Origin of the sequence: Pseudomonas sp. 22526 (genome assembly GCF_052044735.1) — a bacterium.
Classification (GTDB): Bacteria; Pseudomonadota; Gammaproteobacteria; order Pseudomonadales; family Pseudomonadaceae; genus Aquipseudomonas; species Aquipseudomonas piscium.
The window spans coordinates 7,816-22,040 of the sequence record NZ_JBQENK010000021.1; the positions used below are offsets into that span (position 1 = coordinate 7,816).

General features: G+C 64.1%; 13 protein-coding genes. 4 read left to right on the forward strand and 9 right to left on the reverse strand.

What is annotated here, in order from left to right; genetic code table 11:
• Positions 1–29 precede the first annotated feature (29 nt).
• Positions 30–1,103 carry a fatty acid desaturase gene (locus ACTJKT_RS25735; RefSeq protein WP_440789058.1) on the reverse strand — a complete coding sequence of 358 codons (1,074 nt, stop codon included), beginning with the start codon at positions 1,101–1,103 and terminating at the stop codon, positions 30–32.
• A 100-nt stretch (positions 1,104–1,203) separates the two neighbouring features.
• Here ACTJKT_RS25735 and ACTJKT_RS25740 point away from each other — a divergent pair, with 100 nt between their 5' ends.
• Positions 1,204–2,208: an AraC family transcriptional regulator gene (locus ACTJKT_RS25740; protein WP_440789059.1), complete on the forward strand. Its 1,005-nt coding sequence runs from the start codon at positions 1,204–1,206 to the stop codon at positions 2,206–2,208.
• Between the two features lie 77 nt (positions 2,209–2,285).
• Here the strand turns inward: ACTJKT_RS25740 and ACTJKT_RS25745 are convergent, their stop codons facing one another.
• On the reverse strand, positions 2,286–2,972 hold the full coding sequence (locus ACTJKT_RS25745) for a Crp/Fnr family transcriptional regulator (protein ID WP_440789060.1): 687 nt from the start codon (positions 2,970–2,972) through the stop codon (positions 2,286–2,288).
• 102 nt (positions 2,973–3,074) lie between these two features.
• Here ACTJKT_RS25745 and ACTJKT_RS25750 point away from each other — a divergent pair, with 102 nt between their 5' ends.
• The gene (locus ACTJKT_RS25750; RefSeq protein ID WP_440789061.1) at positions 3,075–3,599 is read left to right on the forward strand and encodes an Mpo1 family 2-hydroxy fatty acid dioxygenase; all 525 of its coding nucleotides are present in this window, start codon (positions 3,075–3,077) and stop codon (positions 3,597–3,599) included.
• Positions 3,600–3,641: 42 nt separating this feature from the next.
• Here ACTJKT_RS25750 and ACTJKT_RS25755 read toward each other — a convergent pair whose 3' ends face one another.
• The 6 genes from ACTJKT_RS25755 to dibA form a co-directional block, all read right to left on the reverse strand.
• Entirely contained in the window at positions 3,642–4,631 is a 990-nt protein-coding gene (locus ACTJKT_RS25755; RefSeq protein ID WP_025808514.1) for a sulfate/molybdate ABC transporter ATP-binding protein, read from the reverse strand.
• A gap of 3 nt (positions 4,632–4,634) precedes the next feature.
• Positions 4,635–5,507: a sulfate ABC transporter permease subunit CysW gene (gene cysW / locus ACTJKT_RS25760; protein ID WP_025808515.1), complete on the reverse strand. Its 873-nt coding sequence runs from the start codon at positions 5,505–5,507 to the stop codon at positions 4,635–4,637.
• A 13-nt stretch (positions 5,508–5,520) separates the two neighbouring features.
• Complete coding sequence (cysT, locus tag ACTJKT_RS25765; protein WP_007921521.1) at positions 5,521–6,339, reverse strand: sulfate ABC transporter permease subunit CysT; 819 nt, start codon at positions 6,337–6,339, stop codon at positions 5,521–5,523.
• Positions 6,340–6,480: 141 nt separating this feature from the next.
• Positions 6,481–7,491: a sulfate ABC transporter substrate-binding protein gene (locus tag ACTJKT_RS25770; protein ID WP_440789062.1), complete on the reverse strand. Its 1,011-nt coding sequence runs from the start codon at positions 7,489–7,491 to the stop codon at positions 6,481–6,483.
• A gap of 155 nt (positions 7,492–7,646) precedes the next feature.
• Complete coding sequence (oscA, locus tag ACTJKT_RS25775) at positions 7,647–7,829, reverse strand: sulfur starvation response protein OscA (RefSeq protein WP_009041629.1); 183 nt, start codon at positions 7,827–7,829, stop codon at positions 7,647–7,649.
• A gap of 380 nt (positions 7,830–8,209) precedes the next feature.
• Positions 8,210–10,129 carry a phosphodiesterase DibA gene (gene dibA / locus ACTJKT_RS25780; RefSeq protein ID WP_440789063.1) on the reverse strand — a complete coding sequence of 640 codons (1,920 nt, stop codon included), beginning with the start codon at positions 10,127–10,129 and terminating at the stop codon, positions 8,210–8,212.
• 145 nt (positions 10,130–10,274) lie between these two features.
• Between dibA and desA the strand changes: the two genes are divergently transcribed.
• Together desA and ACTJKT_RS25790 are read left to right on the forward strand one after the other, a co-directional pair.
• Positions 10,275–11,459 (forward strand): delta-9 fatty acid desaturase DesA, encoded by a 1,185-nt coding sequence (gene desA, locus ACTJKT_RS25785; protein ID WP_025808517.1) that lies wholly within the window; start codon positions 10,275–10,277, stop codon positions 11,457–11,459.
• Positions 11,460–11,707: 248 nt separating this feature from the next.
• Positions 11,708–12,700, forward strand: a complete 993-nt coding sequence (locus ACTJKT_RS25790) for a GGDEF domain-containing protein (protein WP_440789064.1) — start codon at positions 11,708–11,710, stop codon at positions 12,698–12,700.
• A gap of 219 nt (positions 12,701–12,919) precedes the next feature.
• Here ACTJKT_RS25790 and ACTJKT_RS25795 read toward each other — a convergent pair whose 3' ends face one another.
• Positions 12,920–14,134 carry an HDOD domain-containing protein gene (locus tag ACTJKT_RS25795; protein WP_440789065.1) on the reverse strand — a complete coding sequence of 405 codons (1,215 nt, stop codon included), beginning with the start codon at positions 14,132–14,134 and terminating at the stop codon, positions 12,920–12,922.
• Positions 14,135–14,225 lie beyond the last annotated feature (91 nt).

The window sequence follows — 14,225 nt, forward strand, 5'->3', positions numbered from 1 at the left end:
GCCCGCGATTGGCCCTCAAACGCGATACATCACGCCCTGACACCCCGCACCACTTCTGCCGCCACCCGCTCCTTGCGGATAAACCGGTTGGCCCGGCCGAAGGTGCCGAAATCGTTGAAGCGCACGCCCATCTCAGCCATCACCTTATGCGCCACCGGCGCGGTCAGCTGGCGGATGTAGAAGGGTTCCTTGACCACAAAATGGTGGATCCCGTGGGTACTGCCGAAGTTGAAGCAGAACGCCTGCAACGGCCATAGCCACCAGGGGTTGAGCACCTGGGTCTGCTGGATCACGTTGCCCGCTTCGATGTCGCCGTAGTAGTGCATGTTCGAGCTGACGAAATGCAGGCAGAAGGTGCGCAGCACATTGGGGCCGATGATCACCACCACGGCGATATCGATCACCTGCATCACCGCCAGGGTGCTGGCCGACCAGTCGATGGGCGCGCCCAGCAGCGCGGCGACGCCATTGGCGGCGTGGAAGCCGAGAAACACATACCAGGCCCCCCAGTGCAGCAACGCCAGCGGTGCGTACACCTTCAAGGTGCGCTTGAGGATGTTGAGCTTGTGCGCCCAGGTCCTGGCGCGCAGGGTGCGGATCAATGACGACATGACGTTGTCACCGACCATCAGCAGCCGGGCGATGCCCCAGGGCTCGCCGTTGGTGATGGCGCGCTCCTCCATGTCGGCCTCGGTGCCGGACACCTTGTGGTGATTGAGGTGCAAATGGCGACGGATCCAAGGGTTGATCGTGCTCGGCCGCGCCAGCCAGACCAGCGCCAGCATCAGGTTGTGGGGGATGCGCTGCTTGCGGAAATACATGCTGTGGATCAGGTCGTGCTCCAACTCGTGGGTCAAGGAGGCGAAAAACGCATTGAGCAGCAGGCAGGCCCACCAGGCCAGGTACCCGCCGATGTAGAGCGCCGCCGAGCCCACCATCCCGGCCAGGGCCAGGGCCAGGATGCCCGCGCCCAACGCGTCCTGATGCTTGAGCAGCGGGTAGCGCTCGCGCAACTCGACGCCCCTGGCCAGCACCACCTCACGAATATGCGCCGATCGTTGCTGAGCATTCAGCCGGTCGGGACTTGCAGAAGTACCGTGCATGCTTCCATCCTCTGGTTATTGATGTTCGCATCCTGCCCTGCGCCCGCGCGCCGGGCGCTAGCCGCGGACGCCAACCTGTTGACCGGACGCGCCAACCGCCATGACCGAACCCACTTCCCTCGCCAGCTGGACCCGCGCCCTGCGCAAGCAGCTCGATGCCCTGGGCCTCGACAGCACCGCCTTGTGCCACCAGGCCGGCCTCGACCCGCAACTGATGGACGATCCCAACGCCCGCTACCCGCTGTCGGGCACTACCCGCCTGTGGCAACTGGCGGTGCAGGCCAGCGGCGACCCGGCCATAGGTCTGCGGGTCTCGCGCTTCGTCAGCCCGACCACCTTCCATGCCCTGGGTTATGCGCTGGTGGCCAGCGGCAGCCTGCGGGAAGTGTTCGAGCGCATCGTGCGTTATCACCAGGTGGTCAGCGATGCCCTGGAGCTGGAGCTGACCCGCGCCGAGGACCGCTATCGCTTTCGCCTGAAGGTCCCACAAGGCAATCCGGAGCCGGCGTTCGAAGCCATCGACGCCTTTGTCGCGATCTACGTGCGCACCTGCCGCAACCGCCTGGGCCGCGACTACGCGCCGCTGGCGGTGTACCTGCGGCGCCCCGAGCCGGCGGACTCCAAGCAATGGCACACGGTGTTTCGCGCGCCGGTGTTTTTCAGCGCCGATGAGGACCGCCTGGAGTTCGGCCTGCACGACTTCGACAGCCACCTGGACGACGCCAACCCGGAACTGGCCGAGCACAACGAGGCGGTGCTCAAGCGCACCCTGATGCAACTGCAACCTTTGACCTGGGAGCGCAAGGTGCGCGGGGTCATCGAGTCCCAGCTGCCGGAAGGCGAACCCTCGGCGGAACGGGTCGCCCAGGCCCTGCACCTGAGCCTGCGCAGCCTGCAACGCCACCTGGCGGACGAAGGTTGTCGCTTCGACACCCTGCTCAACGAATGCCGGGAGAACCTCGCCCTGCTGCACCTGCGCGACCCGCAGTGCTCCCTGAGCGAGATCAGTTACCTGCTGGGGTTCGCCGACGCCAGCAGCTTCAGCCGCGCGTTCAAGCGCTGGACCGGGATGACGCCGGGGCAGTTTCGGGATGGGTTGCGCTGAAAGGTGTGTGGCGGGTTCGAGGGCCTCATCGCGGGCAAGCCTCGCTCCTACAGACNCCCGCGATAGCGATCTGACGGTCAAACCCCGGCCAACGCCCGCAACCGGTCCTCGTCGAGGATCTCGATCTCGCCATAACCCAGCTTGAGAATGCCCTGCCCCTGCAAATCCTTGAGGATCTGGTTGGTGGTCTGGCGCGACAGCGACAGCAGCAGCGCCAACTGCTCCTGGGGCAGGTGCAGGACCCGGCGCGGGGTGTCGGTCTCGCCATAGCCGCGGGCGATCATCAACAGGCGGTTGGCCACCCGCACCGGGGCCGGCATCAGGCTCAGCTGTTCGAGGTTGATAAAAGTCAGGCGCAGCTTGTGGCTCATCAACAGCGCCAGCTGCCGCCAGTATTGCGGGTGCTCGTCCAACAGTTCGAGCAGCGCCGCCTGGGGCACATTGAGCAGGCTGCACGGGCCCACGGCATAGGCGTCATGGGTGCGCGGCTGACCGTCGAACAGGCTGATCTCGCCGAACCAGTGCGGCGCCTCCACCAGGCTCAGCAGCGCCTCCTTGCCTTGCTCGCTGACCGCGCCGATGCGCACCGTGCCTTCCAGCACTGCGTACAGGCCGCAGGGCGGATCGCCGCGCTGGAACAGGCGCTGGCCCGGCGCCAGCGAGCGCAAACGGGCATTGGCCAGCAGACTATTCTGTAATTGAACGGGCAAGCGGCTGAACCATTGGCCACTCATCAGGCGCTCACGCCAGACCTGCATCTTCATCGATAGCGTTATCCACACGGGCAGCGAGCCGATTGTCGCCTAGCTGACAGAGCCGGCAACCGGCGCAGGGCATGATTCGATCACCCTACAGGAGGAACAACAATGAAAAGCCTCGTCGACCATCTCAGTCAATACGCCGCCTACCACCGTGATCCGCGCAACATCGCCAGCCACTTTATCGGCATTCCGCTGATTGTGCTGGCCGTCGCGGTCCTGCTGTCGCGCCCCGCCTGGCCGATCGCCGGGCTGTGGCTGTCGCCGGCGCTGCTGCTGGCCCTGGCGTCGTGCTGGTTCTATCTGCGCCTGGAGTTGCGCCTGGGCCTGCTGATGACGATGCTGATGGGGCTGTCGGTGTGGGCCGGCCATGCACTGGCGCAGCAAAGCACCCTGGTCTGGCTGGCCAGCGGCCTGGGCATGTTCGTGATCGGCTGGGTAATCCAGTTCGTCGGCCATTACTACGAGGGGCGCAAGCCGGCCTTTGTCGATGACCTCTCAGGGCTGATCGTCGGGCCGTTGTTCGTGGTGGCGGAGCTGGCGTTCATGCTGGGGCTGCGCCAGGGGCTCAAGCATGAGATCGAGGCGCGAGCGGGAGGGGTGCGGGTCAATCCGAAACGCGCGGCTATTTAGATCGTTATCGCGGGNGAGGCTTGCCCGCGATGCTTTTGCCTTTTAGATATTGGCGACCTTCTGCCAGACCTTGGGCTTGAAGAACAGCGTCTCGCCCTTGACCAGCCCGACCAGGCTGTCATGGTCTTTCACCACTTCGGCCTCGATCAGTTCGCTCTGCCCTTCGACCTTCAAGGTCACCCGGGTGGTGGCGCCCAGCGGACGGATATCGCGCACTTCGGCGGCGTGGTGGTCGGCCAGTTCGGAGCGCGACAACGACACTTCGTGCGGGCGGAACAGCACATGTTTGTCCTCGCCCAGGTGCAGGCGGTTGGAGTCGCCGAGGAAGTGGTAGACGAAGTCGCTGGCCGGGTTCTCGTACACCTCGCCCGGCGAGCCGATCTGCTCGATCACGCCCTTGTTCATCACCACGATACGGTCCGCCACTTCCATGGCTTCTTCCTGGTCGTGGGTGACGAATACCGAGGTCAGGTTGATGTCTTCGTGCAGGCGCGCCAGCCAGCGGCGCAGCTCCTTGCGCACCTTGGCATCCAGGGCGCCGAAGGGTTCGTCCAGCAGCAGTACCTTGGGCTCCACCGCCAGGGCGCGGGCCAGGGCGATCCGCTGGCGCTGGCCGCCGGACAGCTGCTCCGGGTAGCGGTCGGCGAGCCAGTCCAGCTGCACCATGTTCAACAGTTCATGGACCTTCTCGGCGATCTTGCTTTCGCTCGGACGCTGGTTCTTCGGCTTCATGCGCAGGCCGAAGGCGACGTTGTCGAACACGCTCATATGGCGGAACAGCGCGTAGTGCTGGAACACGAAACCGACGTTGCGATCACGCACGTCGTGGCCGGAGACGTCCTCGCCGTGGAACACGATGCTGCCGGCGTCCGGGGTTTCCAGGCCGGCGATGATCCGCAGCAGGGTGGTCTTGCCGCAGCCGGACGGGCCCAGCAGCGCCACCAGCTCGCCGCTCTGGATATCCAGGTTGATGCTGTTCAGGGCCTTGAAGGCATTGAAGTTCTTGCTGACGTTACGGACTTCGATCGACATGATTCATTCCTCCGCGGCGCTGGCGCGCAGGCGGTTGATACGGTTTTCGCTCCACTGCTTGAGCAGCAGGATGAAGAGCGCCAGGATCAGCAACAGGCTCGCGACGGCGAACGCGGCGACGTGGTTGTATTCGTTGTAGAGGATCTCGACGTGCAGCGGCAGGGTGTTGGTCACCCCGCGAATGTGCCCGGAAACCACCGACACCGCACCGAACTCACCCATGGCCCGCGCGGTACAGAGCACCACGCCGTAGATCAGGCCCCACTTGATGTTCGGCACGGTCACATGCCAGAACATCTGCCAGCCGTTGGCCCCCAGCAGCCTGGCGGCTTCCTCTTCCTGGGTGCCCTGCTCCTGCATCAGCGGGATCAGCTCACGGGCGACGAAGGGCACGGTGACGAAGATGGTCGCCAGGACGATGCCCGGCAGGGCGAACACGATCTGGATGTCGTGATCCTGCAGCCACGGTCCAAAAAGACCCTGGGCGCCGAACATCAGCACATAGACCAGGCCGGCGATCACCGGCGACACCGAGAACGGCAGGTCGATCAGGGTCACCAGGATGCTCTTGCCGCGGAAGTTGTATTTGCTCACGCACCAGGCGGCGCTGACGCCGAACACCAGGTTCAGCGGCACCGAGATCAGCACGGCGATCACCGTCAGCTTCAGGGCCGACAGCGCGTCCGGCTCGAAGATCGCGGCGAAGAACGCGCCGAGGCCGAGCTTGAGCCCCTGGGACACCACGATAAACAGCGGTAGCAACAGGAACAGGGCGAAGATCAGCCAGCCAAGGCCAATCAGGATGCGTCGCGAGGTGGCGCTGCCACGACGGTCGGCATTGGCCGAAGAGGCTGCGGAAATGGACGATTGGGACATGGTTCGCGCCTCCTTAAGGTCGTTCGATGCGCCGCTGCAGCAGGTTGATCAGCAGCAACAGGACAAAGGAAACCACCAGCATCAACACGCCGATGGAGGTCGCGCCGGTGTAATCGTACTGGTCGAGCTTGACCATGATCAGCAGCGGCAGAATTTCGGTTTTCATCGGCATGTTACCGGCGATGAAGATCACCGAGCCGTACTCGCCGACGCCCCGGGCAAAGGCCAGGGCGAAGCCGGTCAGCCAGGCCGGCAGCAGCGCCGGTACCAGGATGTGGCGGAACACCTGCCAGGGCTTGGCGCCGAGGCAGGCGGCGGCTTCTTCGACTTCCCGGGGAATGTCGGCCAGCACCGGCTGCACGGTGCGCACCACGAACGGCAGGGTGACGAAGGTCAGCGCCAGGGTGATACCCAGCGGGGTGTAGGCGATCTTGAACCCCAGGTCGGTGGCGAACTGGCCGACCAGGCCGGTCGGCGCGTACAGCGCGGTCAGCGCGATACCGGCCACGGCGGTGGGCAGGGCGAACGGCAGGTCGATCATCGCGTCGATGATCTTGCGCCCGGGAAAGCTGTAGCGCACCAGCACCCAGGCCAGCAGCGTGCCGATCACGCCGTTGATGATCGCCGCGTACAGCGCCGTGCCGAAGCTCAGCTTGAGCGCGGCGAGTACCCGCGGTGCCGAGACAATGGCCCAGAACTGATCCCAGGTGAGTTGGGCGGCATGCACGAACATCGCCGCCAGGGGTATGAGCACAATCAGGCTGAGGTACACCAAGGTGTAGCCCAGCGTCAGCCCGAAGCCGGGTATGACGGGGGAGATACGACGCGACATAAAAGTCCTTGGTTAGCGGGTAGATACCAGTGTAGGAGCGAGCTCGCTCGCGAAGAACTCAAGGGCACCGCGCTCATTCGGAATGTACGCGCCATCGTTGACGATCTTCGCGAGCAAGCTCGCTCCTACAGGTAGTGTTGCTTATTGCGCCTGGTAGATCTGGTCGAACACCCCGCCATCATTGAAGAATTTCGGTTGGGCAGTTTTCCAGCCGCCGAAGTCCTTGTCGATGGTCACCAGGTCCAGTTTCGGGAACTGCTGAGCGTATTTGGCCGCCACATCCTTGTCCCGCGGACGATAGAAGTTCTTCGCTGCGATTTCCTGGCCGGCCGGGCTGTACAGGTGCTTGAGGTAGGCCTCGGCGATCTCGGTGTTGCCCTTTTTCTCGGCGTTCTTGTCCACCACCGCCACTGGCGGCTCGGCGAGGATCGACAGCGAAGGCACCACGATGTCGAACTTGTCGGCGCCGCCGTCTTCTTTCAGCGCCAGGAAGGCTTCGTTTTCCCAGGCCAGCAACACGTCGCCCTGACCGTTGTTGACGAAGGTGATGGTCGAGCCGCGGGCGCCGGTATCCAGCACCGGTACGTGCTTGAACAGCTCCTTCACGTATTCCTGGGCCTTGGCTTCGCTGCCGCCGGCTTTCAGGCCATAGGCCCAGGCGGCGAGGAAGTTCCAGCGGGCACCGCCGGAGGTTTTCGGGTTCGGGGTGATGACCGACACGTCTTTCTTGATCAGGTCGCCCCAGTCCTTGATGCCCTTGGGGTTGCCCTTGCGCACCAGGAACACGATGGTCGAGGTGTAGGGCGTGCTCGCATCCGGCAGGCGTTTTTGCCAGTCGGCCGGCAGGCTCTTGCCGAGCTTGGCGATTTCATCGATGTCGCCGGCCAGCGCCAGGGTCACCACGTCGGCGCGCAGACCGTCGATCACCGCGCGGCCCTGCTTGCCCGAGCCACCGTGGGATTGCTGGATCTTGACGTTGTCGCCCGGGTGTTCCTTTTTCCAGAAGCTTGTGAATTCGCTGTTGTAGTCCTGGTACAGCTCGCGGGTCGGGTCGTACGACACGTTGAGCAACTCGTAATCCTTGGCAACGGCGGAACCGGCAAAAACGGCGCTGGCGAGGGCGGCCAGGGCATAACGGCGAATCGACGACATGATGGAGCTCCCGAAATTTTTTAATGTGCTGGCATTTTTCTTATGGCGAATCAGGCCCGCATTCGTGGGCGAACGCTGGGGTTCAGGCTGGGGGTCATGGATGACGCCCTCCGGTGGTCCAGTCGGGCCTCTCGGTGCGAGAGGTAGTGCGGAATTCAGCTTGGTTTATTGCCAGGGTTTTGCAGGCGGAATTTTTCCTTGCGTTCGATCTGCACGACCTGGGCGTTGTGCACGGTGATTTCCACCGCGCCAAAACGCAGGTCGCGCAATGCGCTTTGAATCTCGCGCAAGATGGTTTGTTCGTCCTGGCCGTCAACGCTACGAAGAGATGCGCTCATGGTGTTGCTCCTGAATGAGATGTGCCTGGCAGTGGCGGCACTGCTTGCGGCGTGAGGGCAATAGTAGATAGGCGCAGATATTCTTAAAAATACTATTTAAGAATGTTTATATAACCAGAAGAAATTATTTGAATTGACGCGGGGTTGCGTGGGAATCGGCGCTGATTGCAGCGCCACCCCGCCTCTTGTAGGAGCGAGACTTGCCCGAGATGGCGGCCTGCCTGATACACCGCGGCGCCTCGATCGCGAGCAAGCTTCGCTCCTACAGAAGCAGTGCCTGGCAGGTTTCTGCGGATCTGTAGGAGCCGATGCCCCGACTGGCAGGTTCTGCGTATCTGTAGGAGCGAGGCTTGCCCGCGATGCCCCGACAGGGGCGCCGATCAGTGGATCTGCGGCGCCCGGCCCCATTCCAGTTGCGCCGCCGGCAGCGGGCGGCCGAACCAGTAGCCCTGGCCCAAATCGCAACCCTGGTCGAGGAGGAACCGCGCCTGTTCCACCTGCTCGATGCCTTCGGCGTGCACCTGCATGCCCATGCTCTGGGCCAGGGCGATGATCACCCGGGAAATCGCCGCGTCGTCTTCGTCCCACGGCAAGCCGGCGACAAAACCCTGGTCGATCTTCAGCTTCTGCACCGGCAGGCGCTTGAGCCGCAGCAGCGAGGAATAACCGGTGCCGAAGTCGTCGATGGCCAGGCGCAGCCCCAGTTCGCGCAGGCGATGCATCTGCTCCAGGGCCACTTCCGGGTCCTCCATCACCGCGCTTTCGGTGACTTCCAGTTCCAGGTAGGCGGGGTCGAGGCCGGTGTCGTGCAGCACCTGGGCCACCTGCTGGTACAGCTCGCGGCGGGCGAACAGGCGGCTGGAAACGTTCACCGCGACGAAGGACAACTCCATGCCGGCCGCCTGCCATTGGCACATCTGCCGACAGGCCTGTTGCATGACCCAGGCATCGATCTCGGCGATCAGCCCGGTGCGCTCGGCAATCGGAATGAACTCGCCAGGCGACACCAGGCCGCGTTGCGGATGCTCCCAGCGCACCAGCGCCTCGACCCCGACCAGACGGCTGCTGGCGAGGTCGTGCACCGGCTGGTAGAACACCCGCAGCTCCTGCTGCTCCAGGGCCCGGCGCAATTCGAAGGCAATCTCCACCCGTTGCTGGGCGTGGGCCGTCAGTTCTTCGGTGTACAGCGCGTAACTGTCACGCCCGGCGCTCTTGGCCTTGAACAGCGCCGTGTCGGCATTGCGCAACAGTTGCTCGGCGCTCAGGGCATCGCTGGGGAACAGGCTGATGCCGATGCTGGCATTGATGAACAGCTGATTCTCGTCCATCAGGAAAGGCTGCTTCACCCCGTCGATGATGCGCTGCGCCAGCACCGCGGCCTGCCCCGGTTGCCCGCAGCTCTCCACCAGCACCGCAAACTCGTCGCCGCCCAGCCGCGCCAGGGTGATGCCCGGCCCGAACATGCCTTGCAGGCGCTGGGCCACGGCCTTGAGCAGGCGGTCGCCGACATTGTGCCCAAGGCTGTCGTTGATCATCTTGAAGTGATCCAGGTCGACCATCAGCAGCGCGCAGCCGCGCTTGTGGATCTGCGCCGACGCCAGGGCCTGCTCGGCGCGGTCGGTGAACAGCAGGCGATTGGGCAGGTCGGTCAGCGGGTCGTGGTGCGCCAGGTGGGCCAGTTCGTGCTCGGAATCCTTGATCGCGCTGATGTCGGAGAACACCGCGACATAGTGGCTGAGCTGGCCGTCGTCATCGCGGATGGCGCGAATGGTCTGCCACTGCGGGTAGATCTCGCCGCATTTGCGCCGGTTCCAGATCTCGCCGCTCCACTCGCCCGTGGTGTTCAGCGAATCGAACATGGCCTGGTAGAAATCCGCCGTGTGGTGCCCGGACTTGAACATGCTCGGCTGGCGGCCCAGCACCTCCTCGCGCTGATAGCCGGTGATCTCGATGAACGCGCGGTTCACATGGACGATCTGGCCCCGGCGGTCGCTGACCAGCACCCCTTCGCGGGTGCAATCGAACACGGCGGCGGCCTGGCGCAGGCGCTCGCGGTCCTCGCGCTGGTGCAGCAACCAGGAGTCGGCGCCCAGCAAACGCAACAGACGGCCCCGCGCGATGAAGATCAGGGCGGCGCTGAGCAGCGCCCAGACGTACCCGTTGATCAGTTGCCAGCGCGCCAGATCATTCGACTCATCGAAGAAACTGCTCAATAAATGACCACTGAACTGCAGCCACAACACAGACAGCAAGAGGTAGAGCAGGGCTGCGCGCAAAGCGTCGCGAGAAGAAACCGACATAAGGTCGTCAATGTCCTTACGGAAAGCTAGGGATTATAGAGGAAGAAACATCTCGCCACTCTTATCTGAAAGGGCGACTGGTTTTCTCTGTGGGCTTGGTGATAATGCGACTGCTGTTTTTTCTTTATCGAGGGCCCTACAGCCTATGTGGTACGAAGGTTTTCTAGGCTTGTCGGCCTGGCAACTGGTAGCAGTCACCCTGTTAATGACTCACGTGACCATCGTTGGGGTCACGGTTTACCTGCATCGCTATTCAGCCCACCGCTCCCTGGAGCTCAACGCCGGCCTGAAACATTTCTTCCGCTTCTGGCTGTGGCTGACCACGGCGCAGAACACCCGCGAGTGGACCGCCATCCACCGCAAGCACCACGCCAAATGCGAAACCGCGGACGACCCCCACAGCCCGGTGATCAAGGGCCTGTCCACAGTGCTGCGCAAAGGCGCCGAGCTGTACCGCGAAGAGGCGAAAAACCCGGAAACCCTGCGCATCTACGGCAAGAACTGCCCGGACGACTGGATCGAGCGCAACCTCTACTCGCGCTACAAGCTGGGCGGCGTGGCGCTGATGGCGGTGATCGACCTGCTGCTGTTCGGCACCATCGGCATCACCATCTGGGCGATCCAGATGATGTGGATCCCGTTCTGGGCCGCCGGGGTGATCAACGGCCTGGGCCACGCGGTCGGCTATCGCAACTTCGAATGCCGCGACGCGGCGACCAACCTGGTGCCCTGGGGCATCCTGGTCGGCGGCGAAGAACTGCACAACAACCATCACACCTACCCCAACTCGGCCAAGCTGTCGGTGAAGAAGTGGGAGTTCGACCTGGGCTGGGCCTGGATCAAGGTGTTCAGCTTCCTGCGTCTGGCCAAGGTGCAGCGGGTCGCGCCGATCGCCCACCGGGTCGAAGGCAAGGGCCACCTGGACATGGACACGGCGATGGCGATCCTCAACAACCGTTTCCAGATCATGGCGCAGTACCGCAAGCTGGTGATCGCGCCGCTGGTCAAGCAAGAGCTGGACAAGGTCGATCATTCGGTGCGCCACCAGTTCCATCGCGCCAAGCGCCTGCTGTCGCGGGAAACCAGCCTGCTGGAAGAGCGCCACCATGCGCGCATCCAGAACATGCTGGAACACAGCCAGGCCCTGAAAGTGATCTACGAAAAACGCCTGGCGCTGCAACAGATCTGGGCCAAGACCAGCTCCAACGGCCACGACATGCTGGCGGCGATCAAGGACTGGGTCCACGAAGCCGAGGCCAGCGGGATCCAGTCGCTGCGCGACTTCGCCAGCCAGCTGAAAACCTACTCGCTGCGCCCCGCCAGCGCCTGACGCCGGCCCGTTCACCGGCCACGGCAAGCTCAGCTGCCGTGGCCGGTGGGCTTCTCTACCCTCCCCGCCCCATGAGTTCCAACCCTTAATCCGCGCCACAGTGACCGCCCAGCGGGTGCCGGCTTCCAGACCACGGAAACCGGGAACTTCGTCGCCAATCCCCTATCTCAAGCAACACTTCGCCATCCAGGCGGGCTTTCTGTGGCCGCTTCGTTTCCCGAGCGGCGTGCGCTTTGAGATCGGTGCCGATGGTCAACAAGAACCCACAACTCCCATCCGCTTTGCCCCAGTGGCCCGAGGCCGCGCAAACCCTGATGGCGCTGATGCATGCCCAGGGCGAGGTCGCCCGGCTGACGGAGCGCGAACAGCTGTTCAGCTCGTTGCTGGTCAGCGTCAATGCCGTGCTCTGGGCCTTCGACTGGGAAGCCCGTCAGGTGCTTTATGTCAGCCCGGCGTATGAGCGCATCTTCGGCCGCTCCGCCGGCCTGCTGCTGGCCGACGCCAACGAATGGCGCGACAGCGTCTACCCCGACGACCTCGAATACGCCGAGCGGACCCTGGCCCAGGTGCTGGAAAAAGGCGCGGTGGAAGACCGCGAATACCGCATCATCGACGCCCAGGGCCAGGTCCGCTGGCTCAGCGACAAGTGCTTCATCAATCGCAATGCCGCCCCCGGGGACCGGGTGATCATCGTCGGCCTCGCCGAGGACATCACCGAGAAAAAGCACCTGGAAACCGAGCTGCAACGCCTGGCCACCACCGACGTGCTGACCCAGAGCAGCAACCGCCGGCACTTCTTCGAATGCGCCAACCGCGAATTCGAGCAGGCGCGCCAGCAAGGCACGCCGCTGGCCTTCCTGTTGCTGGATATCGATGATTTCAAGGTGGTCAACGACACCTACGGCCACCCCGAGGGCGATAACGTCCTGCAACGCATCGCCGAGACCGGTCGCGCCACCCTGCGCCGTGGCGACCTGTTCGGGCGTATCGGCGGCGAGGAATTCGCCGCCCTCTTCCCCGGCTGCGCCCCGGACATGGCGCGCCAGGTTGCCGAACGCCTGCAGCGGGAAATCCAGCGCCTGACCTTCAGCCATGGCGAGGAGTACTTCAGCATCACCGTCAGCCAGGGCCTGACCAGCCTCACCGCCGAGGACAAAAACCTCGACAGCCTCTTCGCCCGCGCCGACGCGGCGATGTACGAGGCCAAGCGCCAGGGCAAGAACCGCATCGTTTCGGGGTAGGCGGCCTCTAGGTCCCCGGGAGCTTTGTAGCCGCTGCCGAGCCTGCGAGGCTGCGATCGAGGACGAAGTCCTCGTAAAGCCTGAGCACGCGTTTTGTCAGGAAGAACAAGTTGCCGGGTTTTACGGCTGCTTCGCAGCCGATCGCAGCCTCGCGGGCTCGGCAGCGGCTACAGAGGCGGCGCGCCCGCAGCCAGGCTGTTATAGCCACCGGTCGAGGTATCAGCCTTTGCGCAGGCGGCTCAGCTCTGGCAGGCCGATCTTGAGCAGGCGCGCGGTCTTGCTGTTGGCCAGCTCTTCGAGGCCCTCGGACGGTTGCAGACGGGCGAGCTGGGCGGACAGGTTCATCACCAGCGCCTCGCGGGAGTAAACCCCGCCACCGAGCTGGTAGACCGAGGCAATCAGCTCGCGCAGCTCCAGCGGCAGTCGCCAGCGGGTGCGCAAGGCCGAACCGTAGGCCGCGCCGAACTGTTCCAGGGCATCGCCGACCTCTTCCATGTCGTCCAGCGCGCCACCGGCCTGTTTCCACTCCTGCAGGCAGCTCAGCAGCGCCAGATCCCCCAGGCGATGCAGCAGGCCGGCGCAGTAGCAGCGCTCCTGGTCCAGGTCCAGCAAACGGGCCAGGGTCCGGCCGTATTCCGCGGTATGCAGCGACAGCTCCCAGTAACGCTCGGCGTAATCGCCCAGGGCCGGGTCGCTCAGGCGGGCGCTGCGCTTGAGCGCCAGGCCGAGAATCAGGTTCATGCTCTGCCCGGAGCCCAGCCGCTGCAGGGCCTGGGCCAGGGTCTGCACAGCGCTGCCATGGTGCTGGGCGGCGCTGTTGGCCGCGGCAATCAGCACCGCGGTGATCTGCGGGTCGGTACGCACCTCTTCTTCCAGCAGCTTGAGGTCGAGACCGTTGGGGTTGAGGCTGCGTTTCACCGCCAGCTGCACGTCGGCGAGCAACGGCGCACCCTCGGCCAGCTCGCGGCGGCGCTCGAGAAAGGTCCACAGGGTCATGCCCGGCGCCAGGGCCGGGATCTCGCACGACACTTCCTGGCCGGCATCCAGCAGCAGATCCTGCAGGCGCTGGGTCAGGCCTTCCATGTTCAGCGGCTTGGTCAGGTAGGCCGTCGGCGCCAGCGGCAGGGCTTCGCGCACGCTGGCGCTGTCGCTGCGATTGCTGATGAGGATGAACGGCAGCACCGGGTTGCGCTTGCGCTGGCGCACGCTGCGCAGCAGGCTCAGGCCGTCGACGCCGGGCAACTCCCAGTCGGCGATCACCAGGTCATAGGGTTTTTCGGCCAGCAGTTGCAGGGCTTCCTGACCGTCGGCGCACACATCCAGCCGCGCATCGCAACGGACATTCAACAACACCTGCTTGAGCAAATCGCGCGACCAAGGGTCCGCTTCGGCAATCAACACTTGCGGTACAGCGGGTAGATCCACAGCAGTCATGCAGCACGCTCCCTGGGCAATCCTTTGCACCTTAGTCAATGCCGAGGCTTCCATACAGCGCAAATGCACTGCGCCTCCTCGATCGGCACAA

Coding starts and splice junctions, on each gene's coding strand:
- desA (WP_025808517.1), top strand. CDS start 10,275: ATGTGGTACGAAGGTTTTCTAGGCTTGTCGGCCTGGCAACTGGTAGCA.
- ACTJKT_RS25740 (WP_440789059.1), top strand. CDS start 1,204: ATGACCGAACCCACTTCCCTCGCCAGCTGGACCCGCGCCCTGCGCAAG.
- ACTJKT_RS25790 (WP_440789064.1), top strand. CDS start 11,708: ATGGTCAACAAGAACCCACAACTCCCATCCGCTTTGCCCCAGTGGCCC.
- ACTJKT_RS25735 (WP_440789058.1), bottom strand. CDS start 1,103: ATGCACGGTACTTCTGCAAGTCCCGACCGGCTGAATGCTCAGCAACGA.
- ACTJKT_RS25755 (WP_025808514.1), bottom strand. CDS start 4,631: ATGTCGATCGAAGTCCGTAACGTCAGCAAGAACTTCAATGCCTTCAAG.
- ACTJKT_RS25770 (WP_440789062.1), bottom strand. CDS start 7,491: ATGTCGTCGATTCGCCGTTATGCCCTGGCCGCCCTCGCCAGCGCCGTT.
- ACTJKT_RS25745 (WP_440789060.1), bottom strand. CDS start 2,972: ATGAAGATGCAGGTCTGGCGTGAGCGCCTGATGAGTGGCCAATGGTTC.
- ACTJKT_RS25750 (WP_440789061.1), top strand. CDS start 3,075: ATGAAAAGCCTCGTCGACCATCTCAGTCAATACGCCGCCTACCACCGT.
- dibA (WP_440789063.1), bottom strand. CDS start 10,129: ATGTCGGTTTCTTCTCGCGACGCTTTGCGCGCAGCCCTGCTCTACCTC.
- ACTJKT_RS25795 (WP_440789065.1), bottom strand. CDS start 14,134: ATGACTGCTGTGGATCTACCCGCTGTACCGCAAGTGTTGATTGCCGAA.
- oscA (WP_009041629.1), bottom strand. CDS start 7,829: ATGAGCGCATCTCTTCGTAGCGTTGACGGCCAGGACGAACAAACCATC.
- cysT (WP_007921521.1), bottom strand. CDS start 6,339: ATGTCGCGTCGTATCTCCCCCGTCATACCCGGCTTCGGGCTGACGCTG.
- cysW (WP_025808515.1), bottom strand. CDS start 5,507: ATGTCCCAATCGTCCATTTCCGCAGCCTCTTCGGCCAATGCCGACCGT.